Raw genomic sequence first — 20,294 nt, 5'->3', positions numbered from 1 at the left:
GCGATCAGGGAGACTTTTGGTGATGGTGTAAGCTGCGCGGAAATATACCGGAAAGCAGTAATTTTGGGCCCGATGTGGTGGCTCTAATTGTTTCCCAAAGCGACACAATGCCAAGCGACCCAAGGGTGACGACCACAGCGAATGTCGTGCTGTGATCCGCAATCAGGTGGCTGCGCATCACCACGGCTGCGACGGCCGGATGGATCAGATAGACCCCTAATGACGCCCGCGCGGCGAAAGCAGAGATCTGGGTCGGCCTCATAGGAATGATCTGACACAGGATCAAAGCCACAACAGCAATGCCCAATTGCAGCAGGCCCAGCGTCCAATTCGCCGACAACGCCATGCAAAAGAACAGACACGCCACGCCGGTCATCCGCAACACACTGCCCCCCGTCAGGGCCAGTGCAGCGCCCAACAATACGGCAGGCAGCGCGTAGGCCCATTCCGCTACAGGGCTTGGCCAGCTTGCCATTTGCCACATCGCAAGGGTCGTCAACGACAGGCACATCAATGTCATACACAGGTGCAATTGCACCGATCGTTTCATCACGGGCATCCAGCGCCCCAAAGGCCAAAGTGCAAGGCAGGTCACAAAGGCAAAGGGCAAAAACCACAGGTGTTGTGCCGTGCCTGTCAGCCACATCGTGGTGTCAAATTCGGACCCCCATGTGGCCCCGCGCGATACCTCTGCCAGTTTGAGCCCGCCATAAAGCGCGGATGCGGCCAACCATGGCAGGATCAAACGCCGCCCACGTGTCGCCGCATAACGTAAAATCGCAGGGGCCCTGTGTCGGGTGCACCGGATATGGCTGATTTTCGGGATCGCCAGAAAGACCAGCAGGATCAGGAAATACGAAAGACCCGCATAGCCGATATCACTGTGCGGTGCGCCGGTGTGAAACCAGATGATCCCGATCACGGCAATCAGGCGAACATAATCGAAGCTGGCGTTGCGGATTGGGTCAGACATCATGGTGGCGGCTCCTTTGGCAAGCCGGTTGAGTGTCGGATTTTGTGGTTACCAAAGGGTTAAATCCTGCGGGAAAAGAACGCGGCCTTCCTGAATTTCCATGTTTTTCTTAATCCGCGCCCAATGGGGCGTCTGGTCTCAATAAAGAATTCAGATTTAGCGTGTAGCGACAGGGTATGAGCGTTGTTTACCCTTCTTTTGAGACGGATTCCCCGTCTGACAGGCTTTTGCTTTGGCCCTGTGCGGCTGTGCTGACCGTCTGCATGTTGGCGGTCGTTGTTCTGGCCAGTTGGCCGCGTACCGGTCTGCCGGTCGCGATCTTTTTCCCGCCGTGGTGGAGTTTGGATCAAATCGATGCACGGATCACCCAGGCCGGGGGGGCGATGATCGATTTCGGGGCGTTCAAAGGTGTTGTCGTGGGCATCAGTCCGGACGCTGATTTTGCACAGCATCTTTATGCCAATGGTGCGCTTTGGGCGATGGATGGATCGTTTGCAGCGGGGCTTTGTGTGGTGACATCAGAATGATGGTCGGGATCAAGAAATGGATAAAAGTATGAATAGGTTAGCGCAATTTCGACAGGACGGTCGCCGGTGGTTGTATGGATTGCTTGTGATCAACACGCTGGCCGCGATCGGGGCCAGTGTGTTGACGGGTGGTCCGACGCTTGCCGTCGCGCTGCTGGCATCTGCGTTTGGTGTGGGCGGCTTCATTTGCCTGTGGTCCGATAAAAATAGGGCAACTTTCCGTGCAATCTTTGCGATTTTGGCACAGGCGCAGGTGGCGGTGATTGTGGGGGCTTTTGCCGGGCATACGTGGCAGGTGGATGCGCATATGCATTTCTTTGCCACGATGGGCATCCTGATTTTGTTGGTTGATCACAGGGCTATTCTGGCAGGGGCGGCGGCGGTCGCTGCACATCATTTGATCCTGAATTTCGCGCTGCCTGAAATGATTTATCCGGGGGGCACCGATCTTGGCCGGACGATCATGCATGCGGTGATCTTGGTGCTGGCGACATTGGCGCTTGCCTATGCAAGTCAGGCTTTGGCTGCCATCAATTGGGAAGCACAAAAAAGCGCAGAAGCGAACGAAAAGATGATTGATCAACTGCAAACGTCGGTCGGTCATGTCGTGCAGGCCGGTGTGCAGGGTGATTTCAAAAACCGGATCACGACCACGTTCGATGACCCGCGTTTGCAAGGGATTGCGGATGGCACCAATGATCTTGTGGGCAGTGTCGATCACGGGATTTCGACGACCTGTCTGGTGATGTCCAATCTGGCAAAAGGTGATTTATCTGCCCATGTTGAAGGGACCTTTGCCGGGGCCTTTGGTGATTTGCAGGACAATGTGAACACAACCATTGGCACATTGCGTGATGTGGTGTCCGAAATTCACAGGGTGAGCACCGAAATCTCGACCGAGACAACCGGCATTTCACAAGGGGCCGAAGGCCTGTCCGATCAGGCAGGCCAGCAGGCTGCATCGGTTGAAGAAACATCAGCGGCCATGCAGGAACTGACTTCGTCGGTAAAGCTGAATGTGGATGCGGCTCAAGAGATGTCGCAGGTCGCCACCGATACCTCACAAAAAGCGCAATCAAGCCGGACCACCGCAGAAGATGCGACAGGGGCGATGCGCAAGATGTCGGATAGTTCGGATCGCATCCGCGAGATCGTGAACATGATCGATGAAATTGCGTTCCAGACCAATTTACTGGCCCTGAATGCCTCTGTAGAGGCGGCCCGTGCAGGTGATGCCGGTCAGGGGTTCGGCGTCGTGGCCCAAGAGGTGCGCGCGCTTGCGATGCGATCAGCTGATTCAGCCCGCGACATCCGTGAACTGATCGAGGAAAGTTCTGCCAATGTGACCGAAGGCGTGACGCTGGTTGATCTGCTTGGCACGACACTGCAAAGCATCATCACCTCGGTGTCGGAAGTGGCGGATATGGCCAAACAAATTGCCACCACCAGCACCGATCAGTCCCACAGCATCACCGAAATGTCGTCCGCCGTGATGGGCATTGATCATACAACACAACGCACGGCTGGCACGGCGGAAGAATATTTCCAAAAATCGCAACGCTTGAAAAATCAGGTGCAACGATTGGGGGCCGCGATGGGGCACTTTAACGGGCAATCCAATGCAAGTGCGCCCCACCATCCTAAGCCGGTTCAAACGGCCGCGTAATAGACGCGGACCGGTGCGGCCCTGACGGGATCAAAACAGGTCTTGCCAAAGGCTGCCGTCATGGCACCGCAGTTTGGCTGTTGTACTGTCAAAATAGACGTCCCCCGCGGCCCCGCTTGCCGGTTCTGCGCGAGGGGGCAGTGACAGAACTTCGTTGATTTGCACGGCACCGGTGCTGCCAATGACGCGCAAACCGGTGAACCAAGCGGACCCATCGCTGACTTTGATGGCAAAGTCATCGTCGCCCGCTAGCCCCATTTCGGCGCGGCCTGACCAATTTGATTGGAACAGCAGGCTGGCGGTGTCGGCAGTGCTGGCTTTGTTCAGCTTCAACTGATGGCTGGCGCCTGCGTGATTAAACAACACGGCCTCTGATGCGACGGATAGCTTATTGGTCGCATCTGCGGATGCATTCACACCCACGCCAGACAGGTTGTCGAACGACGGTGTGGGCTGCGTGCTGACCCAGACGCTGCCTGTGTACACGCTGACCGTGCTGGTGGCGATGTTATAGGCCTGCCATCCTAGTTGCGGGGTCACAAACAACCAGCCACCACCACGAAAACTAGCGATTTTGCCTGCCTGTCCGGCCCAGGCATCAACGGGCGCCAGCCCCAGCGCCCATGTGTCCCCTTCGGCGGGCGATGCGGGCGGCGTGGTGGCGTCAAAGTCTTGCACGCTCAGCTGAACGATCATGTCGAGCAGCTCGATCGCCTCATTGTGGGTGACGTGTTTTTGGGCCTGCGCGGGCTGAATATAGGGCAGGTTCAAATGAGTTGATGTCTGGGACATGGGGCGCGCGCCTTTCCGAAAGCTGTGGGTCAGCCCTAGGTGGCCCGTAGGGCATGAAAGTTTTCTCAAGCCTACGCACGGTATTGTCCCCGTTTTGGCAACGCTATGTTTCACCACTTGGTGGGCTTATTTCGGCCATTTTCTTGACACAATTGCCGAAACCCGCGACGAAGGGGTGGGGTGTTATTTTTTATTTAAGAGATTCAAATGTTTTCTATTTTTCGCGACTTCTTTGGCGGTCGGCTGCTTGGTGTTTTTGATGCTCTTCAAGGGGCACTCGATTTCCTACAGCGCAACAATACGATTGATTTGGGTCCCGATGACGGCGTGCGCGATGATGTCACGATTGACGAATATGGTGTGACGCTGCGCGCTGATGTGGACGGGGCGGATGTCACGCTTAGCCCGATTGCCCGGTTGTTCCGGCTGGCAGGAGAGGGCGATTTCACCGTCCAAACAGCCGCTGTTGATACACGGGTTTACGGCAACGACGCGGATAACACCTACATCGGCAACACCGCGCGTGACGTGCTTTATGGTGGTGACGGCGTGGATACGATGGACGGGCGCACTGGCGACGACGTGCTTTATGGCGGCGGCGGCAATGACATCCTGACCACGGGTACCGGTCGCGACAGGGCTTATGGCGGTGACGGTGATGATATTATCCACGCAGGCACAGGCCAGAACCGTGTTTACGGCGGTGCGGGCGATGACACCTATGTGGTGGATACATCTGCCAAGAACCAGCTGTTCATCTATGATTTCGACGCAGGTGATGTGATTGATCTGGGTGGTCTTGCGGGTGCCACCAGCCTTGATGATCTGCTGGCCAAAGGGGGTCGCGCCTATCAATCCAAAGACAATGTCATCGTCAGCTATGGTGACATTCAAATCCAGCTGCGTGATTTTGATCTGGCGGACCTGAATGCTGATGATTTCCGCTTCTCCAACGATGGCGGTGGCACAGGTGATGGCGGCGGCGGTGATGCTGGCGACCTGGGGTACACGCCTGCGGATGATGTGGACGAGATCGACATTGGTGGCGTGACGTATAAACGCCGCGCTGAAGAACCACTGCACGCGAGCTATAAACTGGTCGATGGCAATGGTGTTTATTGGTCGCCCGATTACTTTGTGATGGTTGTGGGCGGGCAGTCGAACGCCGAAGGCAGCGCCAGAGACGGCGAATTTATCCGCAGTGATGATGTTGTGGCCTATGATTGGGTCAACGATGAACTGGTTCTATCAGCCTACGACGCAGCCCCTGCGGGCGGTGCGGCACGGTCCGGATCGACGCTGAAAAACAACTTCTATTTCCCTGCGGCAACCGAACTGGCCGCCGATCTGGGGCAACCGGTTTTGGTTGTGGCCCATGCGGTGCCTGGCTCTGTGATCAGCACTTGGCTGGAAAGCGGCACTGGTGAAAACTGGGCGAACCTGAATCCCGAAGTGACCCGTGCACTGGAACTGGTGGGCCAAGACACCGCAGATGCGTTCCTGTGGCACCAAGGCGAAAGCGATTACCCGCTACCGACCGCGACCTACAAAGCGCTGGCGCTGGAACTGGTGGACCAAGTGCGCGGCACCGATTGGGCGAATGACGATCTGCCGTTCCTGTTTGGTGAGCTGTCCAAGCAAGGCGTGAACTGGGCGCAAAACATCGCCCTGCAAGAGATCGAGCTGGAAAATACAGACCCTAACATTGCCGTTGTCAGCTCTGCGGGGCTGATTTCGGATGAATTGAGCGGTGTGCATTTCAACGGCGCATCGCTCACTGAATTTGCAGGACGCTATGTGGATGTGTTGCAGGGCATCCTGTCTGGCTTGGTCGCTGATCCGAACACAGCCCCGACGCCTGCGATTGATGCGCCTGTGCCTGACCAGATCACATTGGCCGAAGGGCAGGAATTGCGTCTGGACGTGTCCGACTTCTTTAGCGACGCCGAAGGGGATGACCTGTATTACTATTCATACCTCAATAAGCGGAACACCTATCTCTACAACACCGATCAGGACACAGACGAATTGATCCTGACGCCAAGCTATGACCATGCGGGCAATTACACGCTGTTTCTTTATGCCAATGATTATGACCTTGATGGTGACCGGATCGAGATTGATCTGACCATCACAGAAGCCACTCCTTTGGTGACTGTTTTTAACAACCGCAATTTCGACGAAGCCATCCGCAGCTACCGTGATCTTGAAACAGGTCTGGATGCACTGCCGCGCAACCGTGGTCTGGAAATTCTGGATCAGGCGGCCTTTGGTGACGGGGCGCCTGTTACGCTTGTGGTCGATACCCAGCACATCAAAGGCGACGCATCGATCCGTGGTGACTTTGTCCTGTCGGAAACAGCGCCGCGTGCGTATTTCTATGGCGAAGGCCGGTTCAACGTGCAGGGCGATGCGGCGGATAACTACATCTGGGGCTCTGACGGGCGCAATGATTTGCGCGGCAATGACGGCGCGGACCGTTTGTATGGCAACGGCGGCGACGATGTGTTGCGCGGCGATGCGGGCGATGACCGGCTTTATGGTGGCGATGGCGATGACCGGATTTTGGTCAACCGTGGTAATGATCAGGCCTACGGCGGTGCCGGATCTGATACGTTCATCTTTGCGCGTGGCGATGAAGAACTCTACGTTCGCGATTTTGATGCGACCGATGTGGTGCAACTGAACGGCTTTGGCTTTGACGACTTCGCTGATTTTGAAGCAGGGGCCACGATCCGCCAAGGCAACGGGCGCACGATCATCGAAATCGGCGACGATCGGGTGCAATTGTCCGACATCACGCCAGAGACGTTAAACGAAGACCAATTCGTCTTTGTTTAGGGTCTAAACAGGCTCTTTCGCCAAAGCATCATGGGCGCGCAGCGTCTTAATCACGCGGGCCATCTGATCCACAGGGATCATGTTTGGCCCGTCTGATGGCGCGCTATCGGGATCTTCGTGGGTTTCCATAAAGATCGCGGATACCCCAACAGCACAGGCCGCCCGTGCCAGCACAGGTGCGAATTCGCGTTGCCCGCCGCTGGTCGTGCCTTGCCCGCCCGGTTGTTGGACCGAATGCGTGGCGTCGAACACGGTCGGGTAACCCGTCTGCGCCATGATCGGCAGGCCACGGAAATCAGAGACCAGCGTGTTGTACCCAAACGATGTGCCGCGATCGCAGAGCATGATCCGTTCGTTGCCTGTGCTTGCGATTTTCTCGGCCACATTGCCCATGTCCCAAGGCGCCAGAAACTGCCCCTTTTTGACGTTGATCGCAGCACCGGTTTCACCGGCGGCCAGCAACAGATCGGTTTGGCGGCACAGAAACGCGGGGATTTGTAGGATATCGCAAACCTCAGCCGCAGGCGCACATTGGCGGGCGTCATGCACGTCGGTCAGGATCGGCACGCCGAATTCTTCCTTGATGCGACCAAGGATTTCTAACCCTGCCTCCATGCCCAATCCGCGTTTTGTCGTCACGGATGACCGGTTGGCCTTGTCGTAGCTGGCTTTGAAAATGAACTGTGTGCCGGTTTCCGCGCAGGCCTCTGCGATCTTTTCGGCCATCATGCGGGCATGGTCGAGGGATTCCAGCTGGCATGGGCCGGTGATCATCGCAATCGGATGTGACCCGCCAATCGGGATATCGCCAACGGTCACAATTTTAGGGTCTATCATTGGGTGTTATCCTTCAAAGCAGTTTCGATGCGCTCCACATCAGCGGGGTTGTTGAGTTCCCAAAACACGCGGCCTTTGCCATCGACTTCGACACAAGCGACTGTATGGCCGTTTTCCAAAAACCGCAGTTGTTCCAACCCTTCGCGGGCCTCTAACGTGCCTGTCGGCCACGTCATGTAACGTTTGAGCGCGTCGGGGCGGTAGGCGTAGACACCAACATGGTGAAACACAGGGATCGGGTCGGGCAGTTTGCCGGGGTCGATGAAAGGGATGACTTCTTTCGAGAAATACAGCCCGTGACCGCGGTTATCAAACACAGCCGTGGTGCCACCAACGCGGCCCTCTTTGCGGTCGGCTGTGAAATGCGCGTAGGTCTGCGCGTCGCAACGCAAGACAGGGGTCGCAACCATCGCGTCTGGATCATTTGCCATCGCAGTGATCAGATCGTCGATGAACCACGGCGGTGTTAGCGGCGCGTCCCCTTGCAGGTTTACGATCAGGTCGGCGTCGATCTGATGGGCGGCCTCTGCACAACGTTCGGTTCCGTTGTCGCAATCACTGCTGGTCATGATCACATCAGCACCAAAACCACGCGCATGATCCGCAATCCGGTCGTCGTCAGTCAGGACATGCACGGTGCACGGGTTGTGCACGCGTTGTGCACAGTTAAACGACATCTCAATTAGCGACTTTTTGGTGCCGTCAGGCTGCGTCAGTTCGACCAGCGGTTTGCCCGGATAACGGGTCGAGGCGTAACGGGCAGGGATCAGGATCGCGGTTTTCATATCAGGCAACTCCGGCCCGCAGCAGATCATGCAGATGGATCATACCGACGGGATGTTTGGCATCGTCGACCACGACCAATGCGGTGATTTTGCTGTTGTTCATGATCGCAAGGGCGGACACGGCGAGCGTGTCTATCTGCACGGTTACAGGGTCTAATGTAGCGATTTCACCTGCGTTACGCGCCATCAGATCATCCATGTTGCGACGCAAATCGCCGTCGGTGACGATGCCAAGCAGGATGTCATCTTGGGTCACACAAGCCACGCCAAAGCCACCCGATGTCATGGCGATCAACACCTCTGGCATCGGCATATCGGCAGAAACCACTGGAATAGTGTCTGCGCCATGCATGATCTCACCCACGCGGGCCAGCTGCGCGCCGAGCTTGCCGCCCGGATGAAAGACCTGAAAATCCTCCGCCTGAAACCCGCGTTCCACCATCAGCGCAATCGCAATCGCATCGCCTAAGGCAAGCGTCACGGTCGTCGATGTGGTGGGGGCAAGGCCCATGGGGCAGGCTTCTTTGAACGGCGGAAGGATGAGTTTATAATCGGCCGCCTTGATCAGGGTGCTGTCAGGCTTGGCGCTGATCGCAGCCATCGGAATGTTGAACCTACGCGTATAAGCGATGATGTCGGATAATTCACGCGTTTCGCCCGAGTTAGACACGAGTAGGCAGATGTCATCGCGCTGGATCATGCCCAGATCGCCATGGCTTGCCTCTGCGGGATGCAGGTACATGCAGGGCGTGCCGGTCGACATACAGGTCGCGGCGATTTTGCGGGCGATATGGCCGGATTTGCCAATGCCAGACACGATCAACCGCCCCGACGTGCCCAAAATCCGCTGGATCAACGGCATGAAATCAGCGGGCATGTCGTCTGCGAGTTTGTAGATCGCGTCGGCCTCCAGCCGCATGGCCGCTTGGGTAAAGGCAAGGGTCGAGACGTCGTTTGTCATGGGGTTATCCGTCTATGAGACGCAGCAGATAGTCACCGTAGGCGTTTTTGGCAAATAGTGCGGCGCGTTCGCGGAGTTGGTCTGGGGTGATCCAACCGTTCTCGAAGGCGATTTCTTCGAGGCAGCCGGTTTGTAGGCCTTGCCGGTTTTCCAGCGTACGTGCGAAGTTGCCCGCGTCCAGCAACGACGCATGTGTGCCGGTATCCAGCCACGCATAACCGCGACCCATTTTGTGGACCTTCAAGTTATCCTCGGCGAGGTAAAGCTCCAACAGCGTGGTGATTTCCAGCTCGCCGCGCGGGGATGGTTTGATCTCGCGCGCTTTTTTCGGCGCATCCCCATCGAGGAAGTAAAGCCCTGTGACCGCAAAATTCGACGCAGGTTTTTCCGGTTTTTCGATAATGCTGGTGACCGCACCATCGTCGTCGAACCCCACAACACCGTAGCGTTCCGGATCGCGGACTTGGTAGCCGAAGACCGAGTTTTCGTCTCTGCCATTGGCCTTTTGCAGCAGTTCTGTCAGCCCGTGTCCAAAGAACAGGTTGTCGCCGAGGACCATCGCGGAAGGCGCACCATCAAGGAACTCCTCGGCCAGCAGATAGGCCTGCGCCAAGCCATCAGGGCTGTCTTGCACGATGTAGGTGAACGACACGCCCCATTGCGACCCGTCGCCCAACACCCGTTTGAACTGGTCCTGATCTTGCGGTGTGGTGATCAGCGCGATCTCGCGGATACCGGACAGCATCAGCGTGCTGATCGGATAATAGATCATCGGCTTGTCATAGATCGGCAGCAGCTGTTTCGAAACCGCCATGGTGATCGGATACAGCCGCGTGCCGGACCCACCGGCCAGAATAATGCCTTTGCGTGTCATGTGGTGAGGTCCTTTAAAATTGTGCTTAGGCTGATCCGCCAGTCGGGGCGCGTGATGCCAAAATCAGTCTCTAACGTAGTGCAATCAAGCCGCGAGTTCAGCGGTCGTGCGGCTGGCGTCGGGTAATCTGTGGTCGGGATCGGAGTGACGGTGCAGGTGATGCCCGCCTGTTTGAAGATCTCGCTCGCAAAATCCGCCCATGTGCAATCGGGTGCGCCTGAGAAGTGGTAGATGCCGCTTTGTGTGTGCCCATTTGCGTAGGCGCGTGCCATGGTGAGCAGCGCATCGGCGATATCATCGGCTGCGGTCGGCCCGCCCACCTGATCATCGATGATGGTCAGGGCATCGCGGTCCGCCCCGAGTTTGAGCATCGTCTTCACAAAGTTATTGCCGGTTGCAGAGACCACCCAAGAGGTCCGCAAGATGGCGTAAACGCCACCCGCCATTTCGATGGCTTCTTCGCCGCGCCGTTTGGTGGCACCGTAAACGCCAAGCGCACCGGTTGCGTCATCGGGTTTCCATGGCTGGTCGCCATCCCCCGGAAACACATAATCGGTCGAGATATGCAGGAAGGGGATGCCGCGCTTGGCGGCGGCACGCGCCATAGTGCCGACGGCCAAATGGTTAACTTGTTCAGCCTGATCAGTGTCTGACTCAGCCTTATCGACGGCCGTATAGGCAGCGGCGTTAATGATCACATCCGCATCCGTGCCCTCAATCGCGGCGCGCAGCATATCGGGCGTGCCAAGATCCGCCTGATCGCGGCCCAAGCAGATCATCGCCACATCATCGCCCGCACGTTTTTGCAAGGCTTGCGCCACTTGGCCGGTCTCGCCAAAATTAAGAATGGTTAACGCCATATTAATGCTTTGATCCTTCGGCAAATTACCCCTGACGTTTTTCATACAAACGACCTATGGGGCAAGATGGGCATGGTGTTTCTGGGACAGGTGGCGGTCAGCCGTGACAATAATCTCAATCTGATCCGCATGATCGCGGCCTTTGCCGTGTTGGTCAGCCACGCGTGGCCGATTGCCTTAGGCCCGCAAGCTGTACAACCGCTGAAGGCGTTGACGGGCCAGACCTTAGGCACCCTGTCGGTTTGGGTTTTCTTTGCGATCTCTGGTTATTTGATCACGCTTAGCTTTGTGCGCACGGATGATGTGCCCCGTTTTGTGCTGGCCCGTGCACGTCGCTTGATCCCCGGATTGATCGTCAGCGTGATCTTTGTGGCCTTTGTCATCGGTCCGATTGTGACGACATTGCCCTTGGCCGCCTATCTGTCAGACCCTGCAACCGGATCGTTCCTGTGGCACAATGTGCTGATGGCTATGCCGCAATTCCACCTGCCCGGCGTGTTTGAGACCCAACCTTACACGGATGTTGTCGGATCAATCTGGACATTGTTCTACGAGGTCTTGTGCTACGTTGGTGTGCTGATTGTGGGCATGATGGGCCTGCTGCACAAACGCCGCGCGATGGCTGTTGGGGGGGTAATCTATGCAGTTGCATGGCTTTCGATGACCGGCACTGCATTGCATCCCAAACTGACGGCCCTGCATCAGCTGTCCTTGCCGTTTATCATCGGCATGGCGTTTTATCTGTGGCGTGATCGCGTGCCTTTGCATGGTGCGATTGCCGTGCTGGGGTTTCTGCCAGCGATTTTATTACACAATACTGTATGTGCTGTGCCTGCTTTTGTCATCGCGATCAGCTATGCCACTTTTTGGCTGGCTTACGTGCCCGGTGGGGTCATCCGCGCCTACAACAAGGTCGGTGATTATTCCTACGGGTTGTATATTTACGCGTTTCCGCTGCAAGGGCTGGCCGTGTGGTTGGTCCCGGGTCAAGGCCCTTGGCTGAACATCGCGATTGCCACCCCACTGACGTTGATCTGTGCGGTGGCGTCTTGGCATGTGGTCGAACGTCCTGCGATGGAAGGTCGGTTTAGGCTTTCCCCAACCGCTGCCCTACGCCCCCACGGCTAAGAAGCGGTTTCCACCAGTCTTCGTTATCGAGATACCAAGTGACGGTCTTTTCCAGACCCTGTTCAAGGGTTACCGAGGGCCGCCAACCGAGCTCTTTACTGATCCGCTGAGGGTCAATCGCGTAGCGCGCGTCATGGCCGGGGCGGTCTGTGACAAAGGTGATCAGGTCGGCGTAAGGCGCCGCACCCGGTTTTTGCGTGTCTAAGATGGTGCAAATCATGCGGACCAGATCAAGGTTTGTCGCCTCGTTTTCGCCGCCGATGTTGTAGCTGCGGCCGAGTTCGCCCTTTTGCACCACGGTCAGCAGCGCATCGGCGTGGTCTTCCACATAAAGCCAGTCGCGGATGTTATCGCCCGCCCCGTAGATCGGGATCGGCTTGCCCGCCAGCGCGTTCAGGATCACAACAGGGATCAGTTTTTCGGGGAAATGGTAGGGGCCGTAGTTGTTCGAACAATTCGACAGGACCACAGGCAGCCCGTAGGTTTCATGCCACGCGCGAACGAGGTGGTCGGATGAGGCTTTGGACGCGGAATAGGGGCTGCGCGGATCGTAGGACGTATCTTCGGTGAACATGCCGGTCTTGCCGAGTGACCCGAACACTTCGTCGGTCGAGATATGGTGGAACCGGAAGTCGTCGGGTTTGCCCTTGGCTTCCCAATAAGACCGTGCCGCTTCCAGCATCGTGTAGGTGCCGTTGATGTTGGTGATGATGAACTCACCGGGGCCGTCAATCGACCGATCAACGTGCGATTCAGCAGCGAGATGCATGATCGCGTCGGGTTGGTGATCGGCAAAAATAGTGTCTAACGCAGCGCGATCGCAGATATCGGCCTGCACAAAGCTGTAGTTTTCGTGATCCGCGACAGAGGCCACGTTTTCGAGGCAGGCGGCATAGGTCAGCTTATCCAGATTGACGACGGTGTGCCCGTCACGGATCGCCTGGCGCACAACGGCTGACCCGATAAAACCGGCACCGCCGGTAACCAAAAGCTTCATGATTGGGCCTCATAGGTGAATGGTGTGTCGAAATCGGCAAGGAACGGTGCCTCGGCGTCTTTGCCGGACAGGGTCACGTCGTCCGCATCAACGCCCCAATCAATCGCGATGGTCGGGTCGTTCCAGCGGATGCCGCCGTCGGTCTCTGGCGCGTAATAGTCAGAGCATTTGTAGACCACCTGCACGTCAGGGGTCAGCGTGAGGAACCCGTGCAAGAACCCCTTTGGCACGAACAATTGGTTGCCTTCATCGGCAGACAGCGGCACCGCGACCCACTGCGCATAGGTGGGGGATCCTTTGCGGATATCGACGGCAACATCAAGAATCGTGCCGGCAATCACGCGGATCAGCTTGTCCTGCGCTGACGGTGGTGCTTGAAAATGCAAGCCCCGCAACGTGTGGCGTTCCGCCGACAGCGAATGGTTGTCCTGACAAAAATCAATGTCGATCCCTGCCTCAGCCAGTGCTTTACGGTTCCACGTCTCAGAGAAAAACCCGCGATGATCGCCAAAACGGGCAGGGGTGATCTCCAGAACCTCGGGCAAGGCAGTCGGCGTGATTTGCATCGGGTCAATCTTTCATAACAAATTTACGGGCTGTGTAACGCGTTCAGCCCCTACCAAAAAGTGGCATTCTTGCGGAAGTTTCCCCGTTTGGGGAACAGTTGTTCGTGGCGGACCATCAGCCGCTGGGCCTGTTCAGGATCACGCATCGGGCGGCACAGTGTGATCAGGCGTTCAATAGGGGCCGCTTTTTCGGGGGCCAGCGTGTGGGCCTGCGCGAACAGCCCAAAAGCAGTCTCTATGTCGCGGGTTTTTGTGTGGGCATTGCCGAGCATGACCAGCAAATCTGCGTCGCTTGCGAAAACGTCCGGATGTTTGGCGTGCAGGGCTTTGATGCCTGCGTAGTCTTCGATCTTATAGAGCATGCGGGCAGACCCTTGCAGCGCGCCCACGGTCATTGTCTGGTCTTCGGCCCCTTCGACATATTGGGTCACCACGTTGGACATGATGCGGGCGACCAGATCGGGGGATACATGGCGGTAATCGCCGCGCGACCATGCCAGTTCAGGGTTCGACAGGATCACAAATTCATAAGACGGGAAGTAATCCACGCCTTCCGCATCGCGGATGAATTCGTCGATTGCGGCCCTTTGCACTGATTTAGAGTATGTATTGGCCACCAGCACATCCACATCGCGGAAGGTGGACAGCAGCGGCACAGGGCTGACCGTGACCAGCATTTTCAGCGGCTTTGTCCGGTGTTTTAGCAGCAGTGCATGAACGTCGTGCAGCGCACCCAGAATGTCATTGTAAGACAGCACGCGGAATTCAAACCGGTCTGGTTCCGCTTTGATCAGCGGCTGTGGCGGGGATGTGTTCAGGTACAGCCCGAGTTTATTGTCATACCACGTTTCCACATAGCCCAGCGTGATGATCACGACATCCGCGTCTTTGGCCCGTGCCATCACATCCAAATACCGCGTGCGGAAATCGCGGATATCATCCATCGGAAATTCCAGCTTCGACATGCCAAGCTGCATATCGGCATACAGCCCGTCTTTGTGCATCGGGTAGATGATGTCATCGCCGGGGTAGGTGTCGCGTTCAAACGCCCATTTCAGGTCGTTATAGATCGAATGGATCGAGTATTTGTTGAAGAAATTCGGCGTGAACCCAAGACTGTCGCCGACCACGCCCAGCTGATTTTCGTTGCTGGTGACTTTCATACCCGTCTCTAACAAGGCGGATTCCACGTTGCGCGCAAAACAGGACCCGATGGTGAACACAGAGTCGGTGGGTTTCATCGTGAACGATGGTTTGGCAGACGGGCTTGCCAGCGGGTATAATCTGTCACCGCCCCGATCAGGGGACGGGTAGCTGCGTAGTTTGTTCGCTTTGGCGTTGGCGTAGGCGTCGACGGCCGAAATGCTGGACAGGGGTTTATCGGTCATTTGATGCGGGCCTCAATCGATTTGGCAATCGCGGGACGCCCGTTTTTGGCCAGATAACCCGCCATGGTGCCAGCCAGACCTTTGTGCCCCGCCTTAATCGCGTGATCGGCCAGCCCGTGATAATACCACGGCAGATCACGGCGCGACCGGAACATCTGATAGTACAAATGCGGGGTCATTTCGCCCGCAACAGCGGCCTGCATCACACCTTTCAGCATATCGGCACGGCGCATGAAGAGCGCTGATTTATGCGAGGAATACCAGCTTTTCAGATGGTGGATATTGCAGCCTTGGTAGCGTTCCGCATGCAGACGGTCCGGTTCAAAATACGGATCGTAGATGATGAAGACGTCTTTTGCTTGCCCGCAACAGTCCGGCGCATCGCGGTAGCGGCCTGACCAATCCTGTTTGCGTCCCGACCCGAACCGTTCTTCCCACGGCACCAGTTTTTTATCCAATGTCGATTGCGGCGAAAACGCCATCACGGTGCAGCCCGGTGCAAGGGATGAAAACGCCGTTGCCGCATAGGCCCCCATTGAGGTGCCGGTCATCACGACGCGGCGGAAACGCTTGAACAGACCCGATTTGGCTTGGCCTTCGATGAAATTGAACAGGGCCTCGTCGCGGAACCAGTTCTTCTCGAACGCCATGACGCCCAAGTGCGACCAGCCTTCAGAGCGGTAGAACGGATAGCCCCATGTTTCGCGGGCAAGCGACGGTTCCTTGACCGATGACAGGTTGTCGAAGGATACGATTAGGGTGTCTGTGCTGCGATAGGTCATTTGCAGCGCGAATTTTTCGTCCGAATAATACCAGCCGCGGCGGTGATCGGACCTGCGCAAATCAGCCAGCCAGCGTGGCGCGATATCGTCGGGGTCCACCAGTTGCATGACGCTGTCATCATCGTCATCAGTCTCTGGTTTGGGCAGTTGCGCCTGCATGATTGCGCGGGTTTTTTCGGGCGAAAGCAGGGCATTGATCGGGTCGGTCGCATCTTTGGCGGCGTTGATCTGCATCTGGCCAATCAGCTTCTGAAACGCTGCAACGCTGTCTGTGTGCGCTTGATCAACGGCGGCATCACCGCGCAGGCGTTTGACTTCGCGGGCAGTGGCTTTGCTCCAACGGGTGATGGATGTGTCTTCCACCTGATTGGTGTTGAATACGCTATGATCAGCCATCGACAACGGGCTTTGTTCGCCCCCCAGTGGTGGATCAATCAGATTATGCAGAGCAAAAACAGCGTTTGACCGGACCATATAATGATTGATTTGCGCAAGCGCGCTCCCGCGTGTTTTGGCATTCACCGACCAACCTTTGATCAACAACCTGTCGGTCACATCATCGCCCGACCCGTTACGCCAGACGGTGGGTAGCTGGCCGCCGGTGTGCTGGCCATTCAATTGCGGGCGGTGCGGTCCGATGCGGGTCACAGGACCGGGGCGGAACATGGATTTGATGCCAAGGTGTTTGTCATGCAGCACGGGCGTTTCGGGGTTTGCGCGTGTCAGGGTCGTCATGATCGGCTGATCCGCATAAAGCGCGTGACCCGCATTGCCAAAGATGCGCCAGTTCGGGCTGATTACATCGGTGTCGCCCAGATCGATCATTTCGCCCAACAGATCGCTAACCGTGCCGTCGCCTGCATGCACGTTCAGGAATTCGTCGATATCCAGCACCATGACCCAGTCGGATGCTTGGACCTCGGGCAAGGCCAGTGCGTAGGCATAGGCGCGGTTGCGATGCCCGTTTCCGGGGGCGGATGTCAGTGCCGATTTCGGGATATGGGTGACCGCACCCACAGCGTCCAACGCATCGAGCAACACCTCGGACCCGTCTTCGCTGATGTCGGACAGCACGATGATCCGGTCAAACCCGATGGCACGGTGGTAGGCCACCCATTCCAAAAGAAACGGGCCTTCGTTGCGGGCTGTCGCAATAAGTGTGGTCGTCATGGTCATCTGCTCTGTCCGTCTGAATGCGGCTTTTCCTATGTCTAAACCCTAAAGAGGGCGTGGATATGGCGCAAGCAAACGGCGCTGTACGGGAATTCTACAGGCCGCCATAGATATGCCACGTGCGTGCGGTTCATTGCTTTGATACCCCGAGCAGGTTATCGGGGAAGCCGTAAACGATAAAACAGGCCCGTTCATGTTCACTGCACCTTCTCTTGCTGATCCGATTGTTGATAACACCGTCTGCTTGAAAGGCGCATTGGTGGTGCCCCCGCCAAAGGGCGATCAAAATAGGTCGGTGCAGAAATCGGGCGTGCTGGATGCAGACGGGGCGTTTGTTGAAAATTCGATCACATGGCGCAACACCAACCAGATCAATCTGGAACCACCGATGCCTGCCGCCGAGGACATCCAGACCCTAGAGGGGTCTTATATGTTCGCGGGGCCTTTGTTCGGTCACTTTGGCCATTTTCTTGTGGAAAGCATTTGCCGGTTCTGGGCTGTGGATCACCTGAAGGGGAAGATTGACGGGATCGCCTTTGTGCCGAAATTCCAGAACCGTCCGCAGCATGTGGTCGGTGTGTTCCGTCCGCTGATCGAAATGCTGGGCGTGGATGTCCCTGTCATCAACATCGAAGATCCGACCCGCGTTGAAACGCTCTATGTCCCACAACAGGGCTTTGGCATGTTCGAGATGATCGAAGGTGCACCTGAATTCCGCGATTGGATCAAATCCAAAGGCGGCAAAGGCGTGGCCCCCCAAGGCGAGAAAAAGATCTACGTATCGCGGTCGGCTTTGCCACCTGCACGCGGGTCTTTGTTGGGTGAAAAACGGCTTGAGGCGTTGTTAGAGGCCGAAGGTTACACCGCGTTTCATCCGCAAAAGCACAATTTCGAAGAACAGATCGCGGCCTATAAGGCGGCGACGCATATCATTTCGATCGACGGATCACCGCTGCATATGGCGGCTTTGGTTTGCGATGCGAACCAGAAGGTGGCCTGTATTGCACGCCGCGCTGGTGATCTGGACGAGATTTTCGCACGCCAGCTGAAAGCGTTCCAAGGCATCGAGACCACAACGATTTCAGCGCTGAAACAGAACTGGATTCCAGAAACGGATAACCGTCCAAGCCGTGTGTCCTTTGGCGAGGTTGATTTTGGCATCCTGTATGACCGTCTGCTTGAAGGCGGGTTTATCGCGGGGGGCGAACGTTGGGCGCCATTCTCTGAGACTGATCTGGATGAATTGATCGCAGAACTGGCTGTGGCCCAAAAGGTCGGCTTCAAGCGCTACGTCAAACCCTAACGCCTTAAGCGAATAGCAACATCATAGGTGTAGATCATCCCGCGTGGTCTGCACTTTTCGCTAAAAAGCCAGAGTTTGACCGCATTCATGGCCGACTGCTTTGGAACAAGGGCGTTATGATGACTTTTGCTTTTTTGCGGCCAGCGATGGCCTGTGTGATGTTGTCCGGCCTTGCGGCCTGTGGCGGCGGGGGTGGTTCTGATCCGGTTGATGATGTGGCGATCCCTGATGTGCCGGACACGACAACACCCGATGATACCAGCACCAATGGCCAGCGTGCGTCAGCGCAAGCATTGTTGAATACATGGGCCCCGACCAATCCGCCCGTTTACACCGATCTTGCGACGATCCCGACAACAGGTGCGGCCAGCTATGACGGGTATCTGTTCGGCAACCTGTCGAATGAAGCGGATGATATTACCGATAGCGTGATCGGGTCTTTGACCCTGACGGCCAGCTTTACCGCTGGTGGTGCGTCTTTTACCGGCAGTGCCGATGATTTTGTCGATAGCGAAGACGCAGATTTGACGGGATCGCTGGCGGTCAGCGGTGGCATGTTGGACCGCGATGGTAATCCGGCAAGTGATGCGACTGTGGTGCGGGTTAATGTGGCTGGCGTTCTGACCGATACGGCAGACAATGCCCTTGATTTTGGGGTGCAGCTGGAAGGCGATTTTCTAGGTGGAGCCTATAACGCCATTGGTGGCAACGCTTTGGGCGGTGTCAGTGTGGGTGGCGTCGATCAAAACTTTGACGGCGGGTTTATCGCGGAACGCTAGACGGTTTTTCAACGAACAATCATGGCGTCACGCAGGTGGTGTGCCTAGCTGTCTTCGTATCCATTAGGATTTGCGGATTGCCAGTCCCATGTGCTGCGCGCCATATCATCAAGGGTATGGGTGGCAGTCCATCCTAGTTCTGAATTGGCCCGTTGTGCATTGGCCTGCATCGCGGCGATATCACCGGCTCTGCGTGGTTTGATCACGCAAGGGATATCGCGACCGCATGCTTTGGCGAAGGCCGAGACCATGTCGTGTACCGAATAGCTGGTGCCTGTGCCGACGTTAAACACCCGCGCACCAGTCGCAGTTTGGCTGTAATCAACGGCTGCCACATGCGCCCGCGCCAGATCGACCACATGGATGTAATCGCGCAGGCCGGTCCCGTCAGGTGTGTCGTAATCATCCCCGAAGACTTGCAGCTCGGCGCGTGTGCCCACAGCCACCTGTGCGATGAACGGCATCAGGTTATTGGGCACGCCGTCGGGGTGTTCACCGATCTGGGTCGAGGCATGTGCCCCCACCGGATTGAAATAGCGCAGCAACACGGCGGATGCATCCGCGTGGGTCGCGGCCCAATCGCTGATGATCTGCTCGGACATCAATTTGGTCCGCCCGTAGACGGATGTCGGATTGGTGGGGTGCGCTTCGTCGTAGGGCAGGTAGACAGGTTCACCGTAGACCGTGGCGGAGGATGAAAAGATGATCCGGCGCACATTGTGGCGGTTCATCGCGGCGAGCAATTGCAGCGTGCCGCGCACATTCACGTCGTAATAGCCCAGCGGGTCGGTCATGGAATCCCCAACCGCCTTGAGGCCCGCAAAATGGATCACAACGTCCGGTTTGAAATCAGACATGACGTCGTCCAGCATGGTGCCGTCGCGCACGTCGCCTTCAAACGCGGTGATCGGTCCGTTGGTCAGGGCGCGGACGCGGGTCAGGACCTCTGGTGATGCATTATCGTAGTTATCGAGTACGCAAACCGCATGGGCCTGACCTAAAAGTTCCACCAAAGTGTGAGACCCGATATAACCGGCACCACCAGTGACCAATACGCGCATA

At 56.8% G+C, this 20,294-nt stretch carries 18 protein-coding genes; 6 read left to right on the top strand and 12 right to left on the bottom strand.

Annotated features, from left to right (window positions below):
- Window positions 1–4: 4 nt before the first annotated feature.
- Window positions 5–976 (bottom strand): acyltransferase family protein, encoded by a 972-nt coding sequence (locus AC0L7R_RS18220; protein WP_473660635.1) that lies wholly within the window; start codon window positions 974–976, stop codon window positions 5–7.
- Window positions 977–1,149: 173 nt separating this feature from the next.
- Between AC0L7R_RS18220 and AC0L7R_RS18215 the strand changes: the two genes are divergently transcribed.
- A complete protein-coding gene (locus AC0L7R_RS18215; RefSeq protein ID WP_473660633.1) occupies window positions 1,150–1,500 on the top strand; it encodes a hypothetical protein in 351 nt (116 codons plus the stop codon).
- 16 nt (window positions 1,501–1,516) lie between these two features.
- Window positions 1,517–3,166, top strand: coding sequence for a methyl-accepting chemotaxis protein (locus AC0L7R_RS18210; RefSeq protein WP_473660630.1), 1,650 nt, complete (start codon window positions 1,517–1,519; stop codon window positions 3,164–3,166).
- 30 nt (window positions 3,167–3,196) lie between these two features.
- Here the strand turns inward: AC0L7R_RS18210 and AC0L7R_RS18205 are convergent, their stop codons facing one another.
- Entirely contained in the window at window positions 3,197–3,958 is a 762-nt protein-coding gene (locus AC0L7R_RS18205) for a DUF2793 domain-containing protein (RefSeq protein ID WP_473660628.1), read from the bottom strand.
- Window positions 3,959–4,165: 207 nt separating this feature from the next.
- Between AC0L7R_RS18205 and AC0L7R_RS18200 the strand changes: the two genes are divergently transcribed.
- A complete protein-coding gene (locus AC0L7R_RS18200; protein ID WP_473660626.1) occupies window positions 4,166–6,799 on the top strand; it encodes a sialate O-acetylesterase in 2,634 nt (877 codons plus the stop codon).
- Window positions 6,800–6,802: 3 nt separating this feature from the next.
- Here the strand turns inward: AC0L7R_RS18200 and kdsA are convergent, their stop codons facing one another.
- The 5 genes from kdsA to rfbD are packed head-to-tail and all read right to left on the bottom strand — an operon-like array spanning window position 6,803 to window position 11,161.
- On the bottom strand, window positions 6,803–7,636 hold the full coding sequence (gene kdsA / locus AC0L7R_RS18195) for a 3-deoxy-8-phosphooctulonate synthase (RefSeq protein WP_473660623.1): 834 nt from the start codon (window positions 7,634–7,636) through the stop codon (window positions 6,803–6,805).
- Window positions 7,633–8,421, bottom strand: a complete 789-nt coding sequence (locus AC0L7R_RS18190; protein WP_473660621.1) for a 3-deoxy-manno-octulosonate cytidylyltransferase — start codon at window positions 8,419–8,421, stop codon at window positions 7,633–7,635. The genes kdsA and AC0L7R_RS18190 overlap by 4 nt, the downstream gene beginning before the upstream one ends.
- A gap of 1 nt (window position 8,422) precedes the next feature.
- The gene (locus AC0L7R_RS18185) at window positions 8,423–9,382 is read right to left on the bottom strand and encodes a KpsF/GutQ family sugar-phosphate isomerase (RefSeq protein ID WP_348107574.1); all 960 of its coding nucleotides are present in this window, start codon (window positions 9,380–9,382) and stop codon (window positions 8,423–8,425) included.
- Between the two features lie 4 nt (window positions 9,383–9,386).
- On the bottom strand, window positions 9,387–10,256 hold the full coding sequence (gene rfbA, locus AC0L7R_RS18180; protein WP_473660618.1) for a glucose-1-phosphate thymidylyltransferase RfbA: 870 nt from the start codon (window positions 10,254–10,256) through the stop codon (window positions 9,387–9,389).
- A complete protein-coding gene (rfbD, locus tag AC0L7R_RS18175) occupies window positions 10,253–11,161 on the bottom strand; it encodes a dTDP-4-dehydrorhamnose reductase (protein WP_473660615.1) in 909 nt (302 codons plus the stop codon). Before rfbD ends, rfbA begins: the two co-directional genes overlap by 4 nt.
- A 21-nt stretch (window positions 11,162–11,182) precedes the next feature.
- Between rfbD and AC0L7R_RS18170 the strand changes: the two genes are divergently transcribed.
- Complete coding sequence (locus tag AC0L7R_RS18170; protein WP_473660613.1) at window positions 11,183–12,244, top strand: acyltransferase family protein; 1,062 nt, start codon at window positions 11,183–11,185, stop codon at window positions 12,242–12,244.
- On the opposite strand, the gene rfbB is transcribed toward AC0L7R_RS18170, so the two are convergent.
- Genes rfbB through AC0L7R_RS18150 form a run of 4 tightly spaced genes read right to left on the bottom strand, consistent with a single transcriptional unit; the run spans window position 12,204 to window position 17,147 of the window.
- Window positions 12,204–13,241: a dTDP-glucose 4,6-dehydratase gene (gene rfbB, locus AC0L7R_RS18165; RefSeq protein WP_473660610.1), complete on the bottom strand. Its 1,038-nt coding sequence runs from the start codon at window positions 13,239–13,241 to the stop codon at window positions 12,204–12,206. The genes AC0L7R_RS18170 and rfbB overlap by 41 nt on opposite strands.
- Window positions 13,238–13,807: a dTDP-4-dehydrorhamnose 3,5-epimerase gene (gene rfbC, locus AC0L7R_RS18160; protein WP_247129554.1), complete on the bottom strand. Its 570-nt coding sequence runs from the start codon at window positions 13,805–13,807 to the stop codon at window positions 13,238–13,240. The genes rfbB and rfbC overlap by 4 nt, the downstream gene beginning before the upstream one ends.
- 50 nt (window positions 13,808–13,857) lie before the next feature.
- Window positions 13,858–15,195 (bottom strand): GSCFA domain-containing protein, encoded by a 1,338-nt coding sequence (locus tag AC0L7R_RS18155; protein ID WP_473660607.1) that lies wholly within the window; start codon window positions 15,193–15,195, stop codon window positions 13,858–13,860.
- Window positions 15,192–17,147: a glycosyltransferase family 2 protein gene (locus AC0L7R_RS18150; RefSeq protein ID WP_473660605.1), complete on the bottom strand. Its 1,956-nt coding sequence runs from the start codon at window positions 17,145–17,147 to the stop codon at window positions 15,192–15,194. Before AC0L7R_RS18150 ends, AC0L7R_RS18155 begins: the two co-directional genes overlap by 4 nt.
- Before the next feature lie 196 nt (window positions 17,148–17,343).
- Here AC0L7R_RS18150 and AC0L7R_RS18145 point away from each other — a divergent pair, with 196 nt between their 5' ends.
- A complete protein-coding gene (locus AC0L7R_RS18145) occupies window positions 17,344–18,453 on the top strand; it encodes a glycosyltransferase family 61 protein (protein ID WP_247129551.1) in 1,110 nt (369 codons plus the stop codon).
- A gap of 119 nt (window positions 18,454–18,572) precedes the next feature.
- On the top strand, window positions 18,573–19,232 hold the full coding sequence (locus AC0L7R_RS18140) for a hypothetical protein (RefSeq protein ID WP_473660602.1): 660 nt from the start codon (window positions 18,573–18,575) through the stop codon (window positions 19,230–19,232).
- Between the two features lie 44 nt (window positions 19,233–19,276).
- Here the strand turns inward: AC0L7R_RS18140 and galE are convergent, their stop codons facing one another.
- Entirely contained in the window at window positions 19,277–20,293 is a 1,017-nt protein-coding gene (gene galE, locus AC0L7R_RS18135; RefSeq protein WP_473660599.1) for a UDP-glucose 4-epimerase GalE, read from the bottom strand.
- Window position 20,294 lies beyond the last annotated feature (1 nt).

This window comes from Yoonia sp. D2-7 (assembly GCF_055809435.1).
This window is presented reverse-complemented; position numbering and strand designations above follow the sequence as displayed.

Excerpts from the sequence above, each read along its gene's own strand:
- AC0L7R_RS18220 (WP_473660635.1), bottom strand. The coding sequence starts at position 976 with ATGATGTCTGACCCAATCCGCAACGCCAGCTTCGATTATGTTCGCCTG.
- AC0L7R_RS18215 (WP_473660633.1), top strand. The coding sequence starts at position 1,150 with ATGAGCGTTGTTTACCCTTCTTTTGAGACGGATTCCCCGTCTGACAGG.
- AC0L7R_RS18210 (WP_473660630.1), top strand. The coding sequence starts at position 1,517 with ATGGATAAAAGTATGAATAGGTTAGCGCAATTTCGACAGGACGGTCGC.
- AC0L7R_RS18205 (WP_473660628.1), bottom strand. The coding sequence starts at position 3,958 with ATGTCCCAGACATCAACTCATTTGAACCTGCCCTATATTCAGCCCGCG.
- AC0L7R_RS18200 (WP_473660626.1), top strand. The coding sequence starts at position 4,166 with ATGTTTTCTATTTTTCGCGACTTCTTTGGCGGTCGGCTGCTTGGTGTT.
- kdsA (WP_473660623.1), bottom strand. The coding sequence starts at position 7,636 with ATGATAGACCCTAAAATTGTGACCGTTGGCGATATCCCGATTGGCGGG.
- AC0L7R_RS18190 (WP_473660621.1), bottom strand. The coding sequence starts at position 8,421 with ATGAAAACCGCGATCCTGATCCCTGCCCGTTACGCCTCGACCCGTTAT.
- AC0L7R_RS18185 (WP_348107574.1), bottom strand. The coding sequence starts at position 9,382 with ATGACAAACGACGTCTCGACCCTTGCCTTTACCCAAGCGGCCATGCGG.
- rfbA (WP_473660618.1), bottom strand. The coding sequence starts at position 10,256 with ATGACACGCAAAGGCATTATTCTGGCCGGTGGGTCCGGCACGCGGCTG.
- rfbD (WP_473660615.1), bottom strand. The coding sequence starts at position 11,161 with ATGAAAAACGTCAGGGGTAATTTGCCGAAGGATCAAAGCATTAATATG.
- AC0L7R_RS18170 (WP_473660613.1), top strand. The coding sequence starts at position 11,183 with ATGGGCATGGTGTTTCTGGGACAGGTGGCGGTCAGCCGTGACAATAAT.
- rfbB (WP_473660610.1), bottom strand. The coding sequence starts at position 13,241 with ATGAAGCTTTTGGTTACCGGCGGTGCCGGTTTTATCGGGTCAGCCGTT.
- rfbC (WP_247129554.1), bottom strand. The coding sequence starts at position 13,807 with ATGCAAATCACGCCGACTGCCTTGCCCGAGGTTCTGGAGATCACCCCT.
- AC0L7R_RS18155 (WP_473660607.1), bottom strand. The coding sequence starts at position 15,195 with ATGACCGATAAACCCCTGTCCAGCATTTCGGCCGTCGACGCCTACGCC.
- AC0L7R_RS18150 (WP_473660605.1), bottom strand. The coding sequence starts at position 17,147 with ATGACGACCACACTTATTGCGACAGCCCGCAACGAAGGCCCGTTTCTT.
- AC0L7R_RS18145 (WP_247129551.1), top strand. The coding sequence starts at position 17,344 with ATGTTCACTGCACCTTCTCTTGCTGATCCGATTGTTGATAACACCGTC.
- AC0L7R_RS18140 (WP_473660602.1), top strand. The coding sequence starts at position 18,573 with ATGACTTTTGCTTTTTTGCGGCCAGCGATGGCCTGTGTGATGTTGTCC.
- galE (WP_473660599.1), bottom strand. The coding sequence starts at position 20,293 with ATGCGCGTATTGGTCACTGGTGGTGCCGGTTATATCGGGTCTCACACT.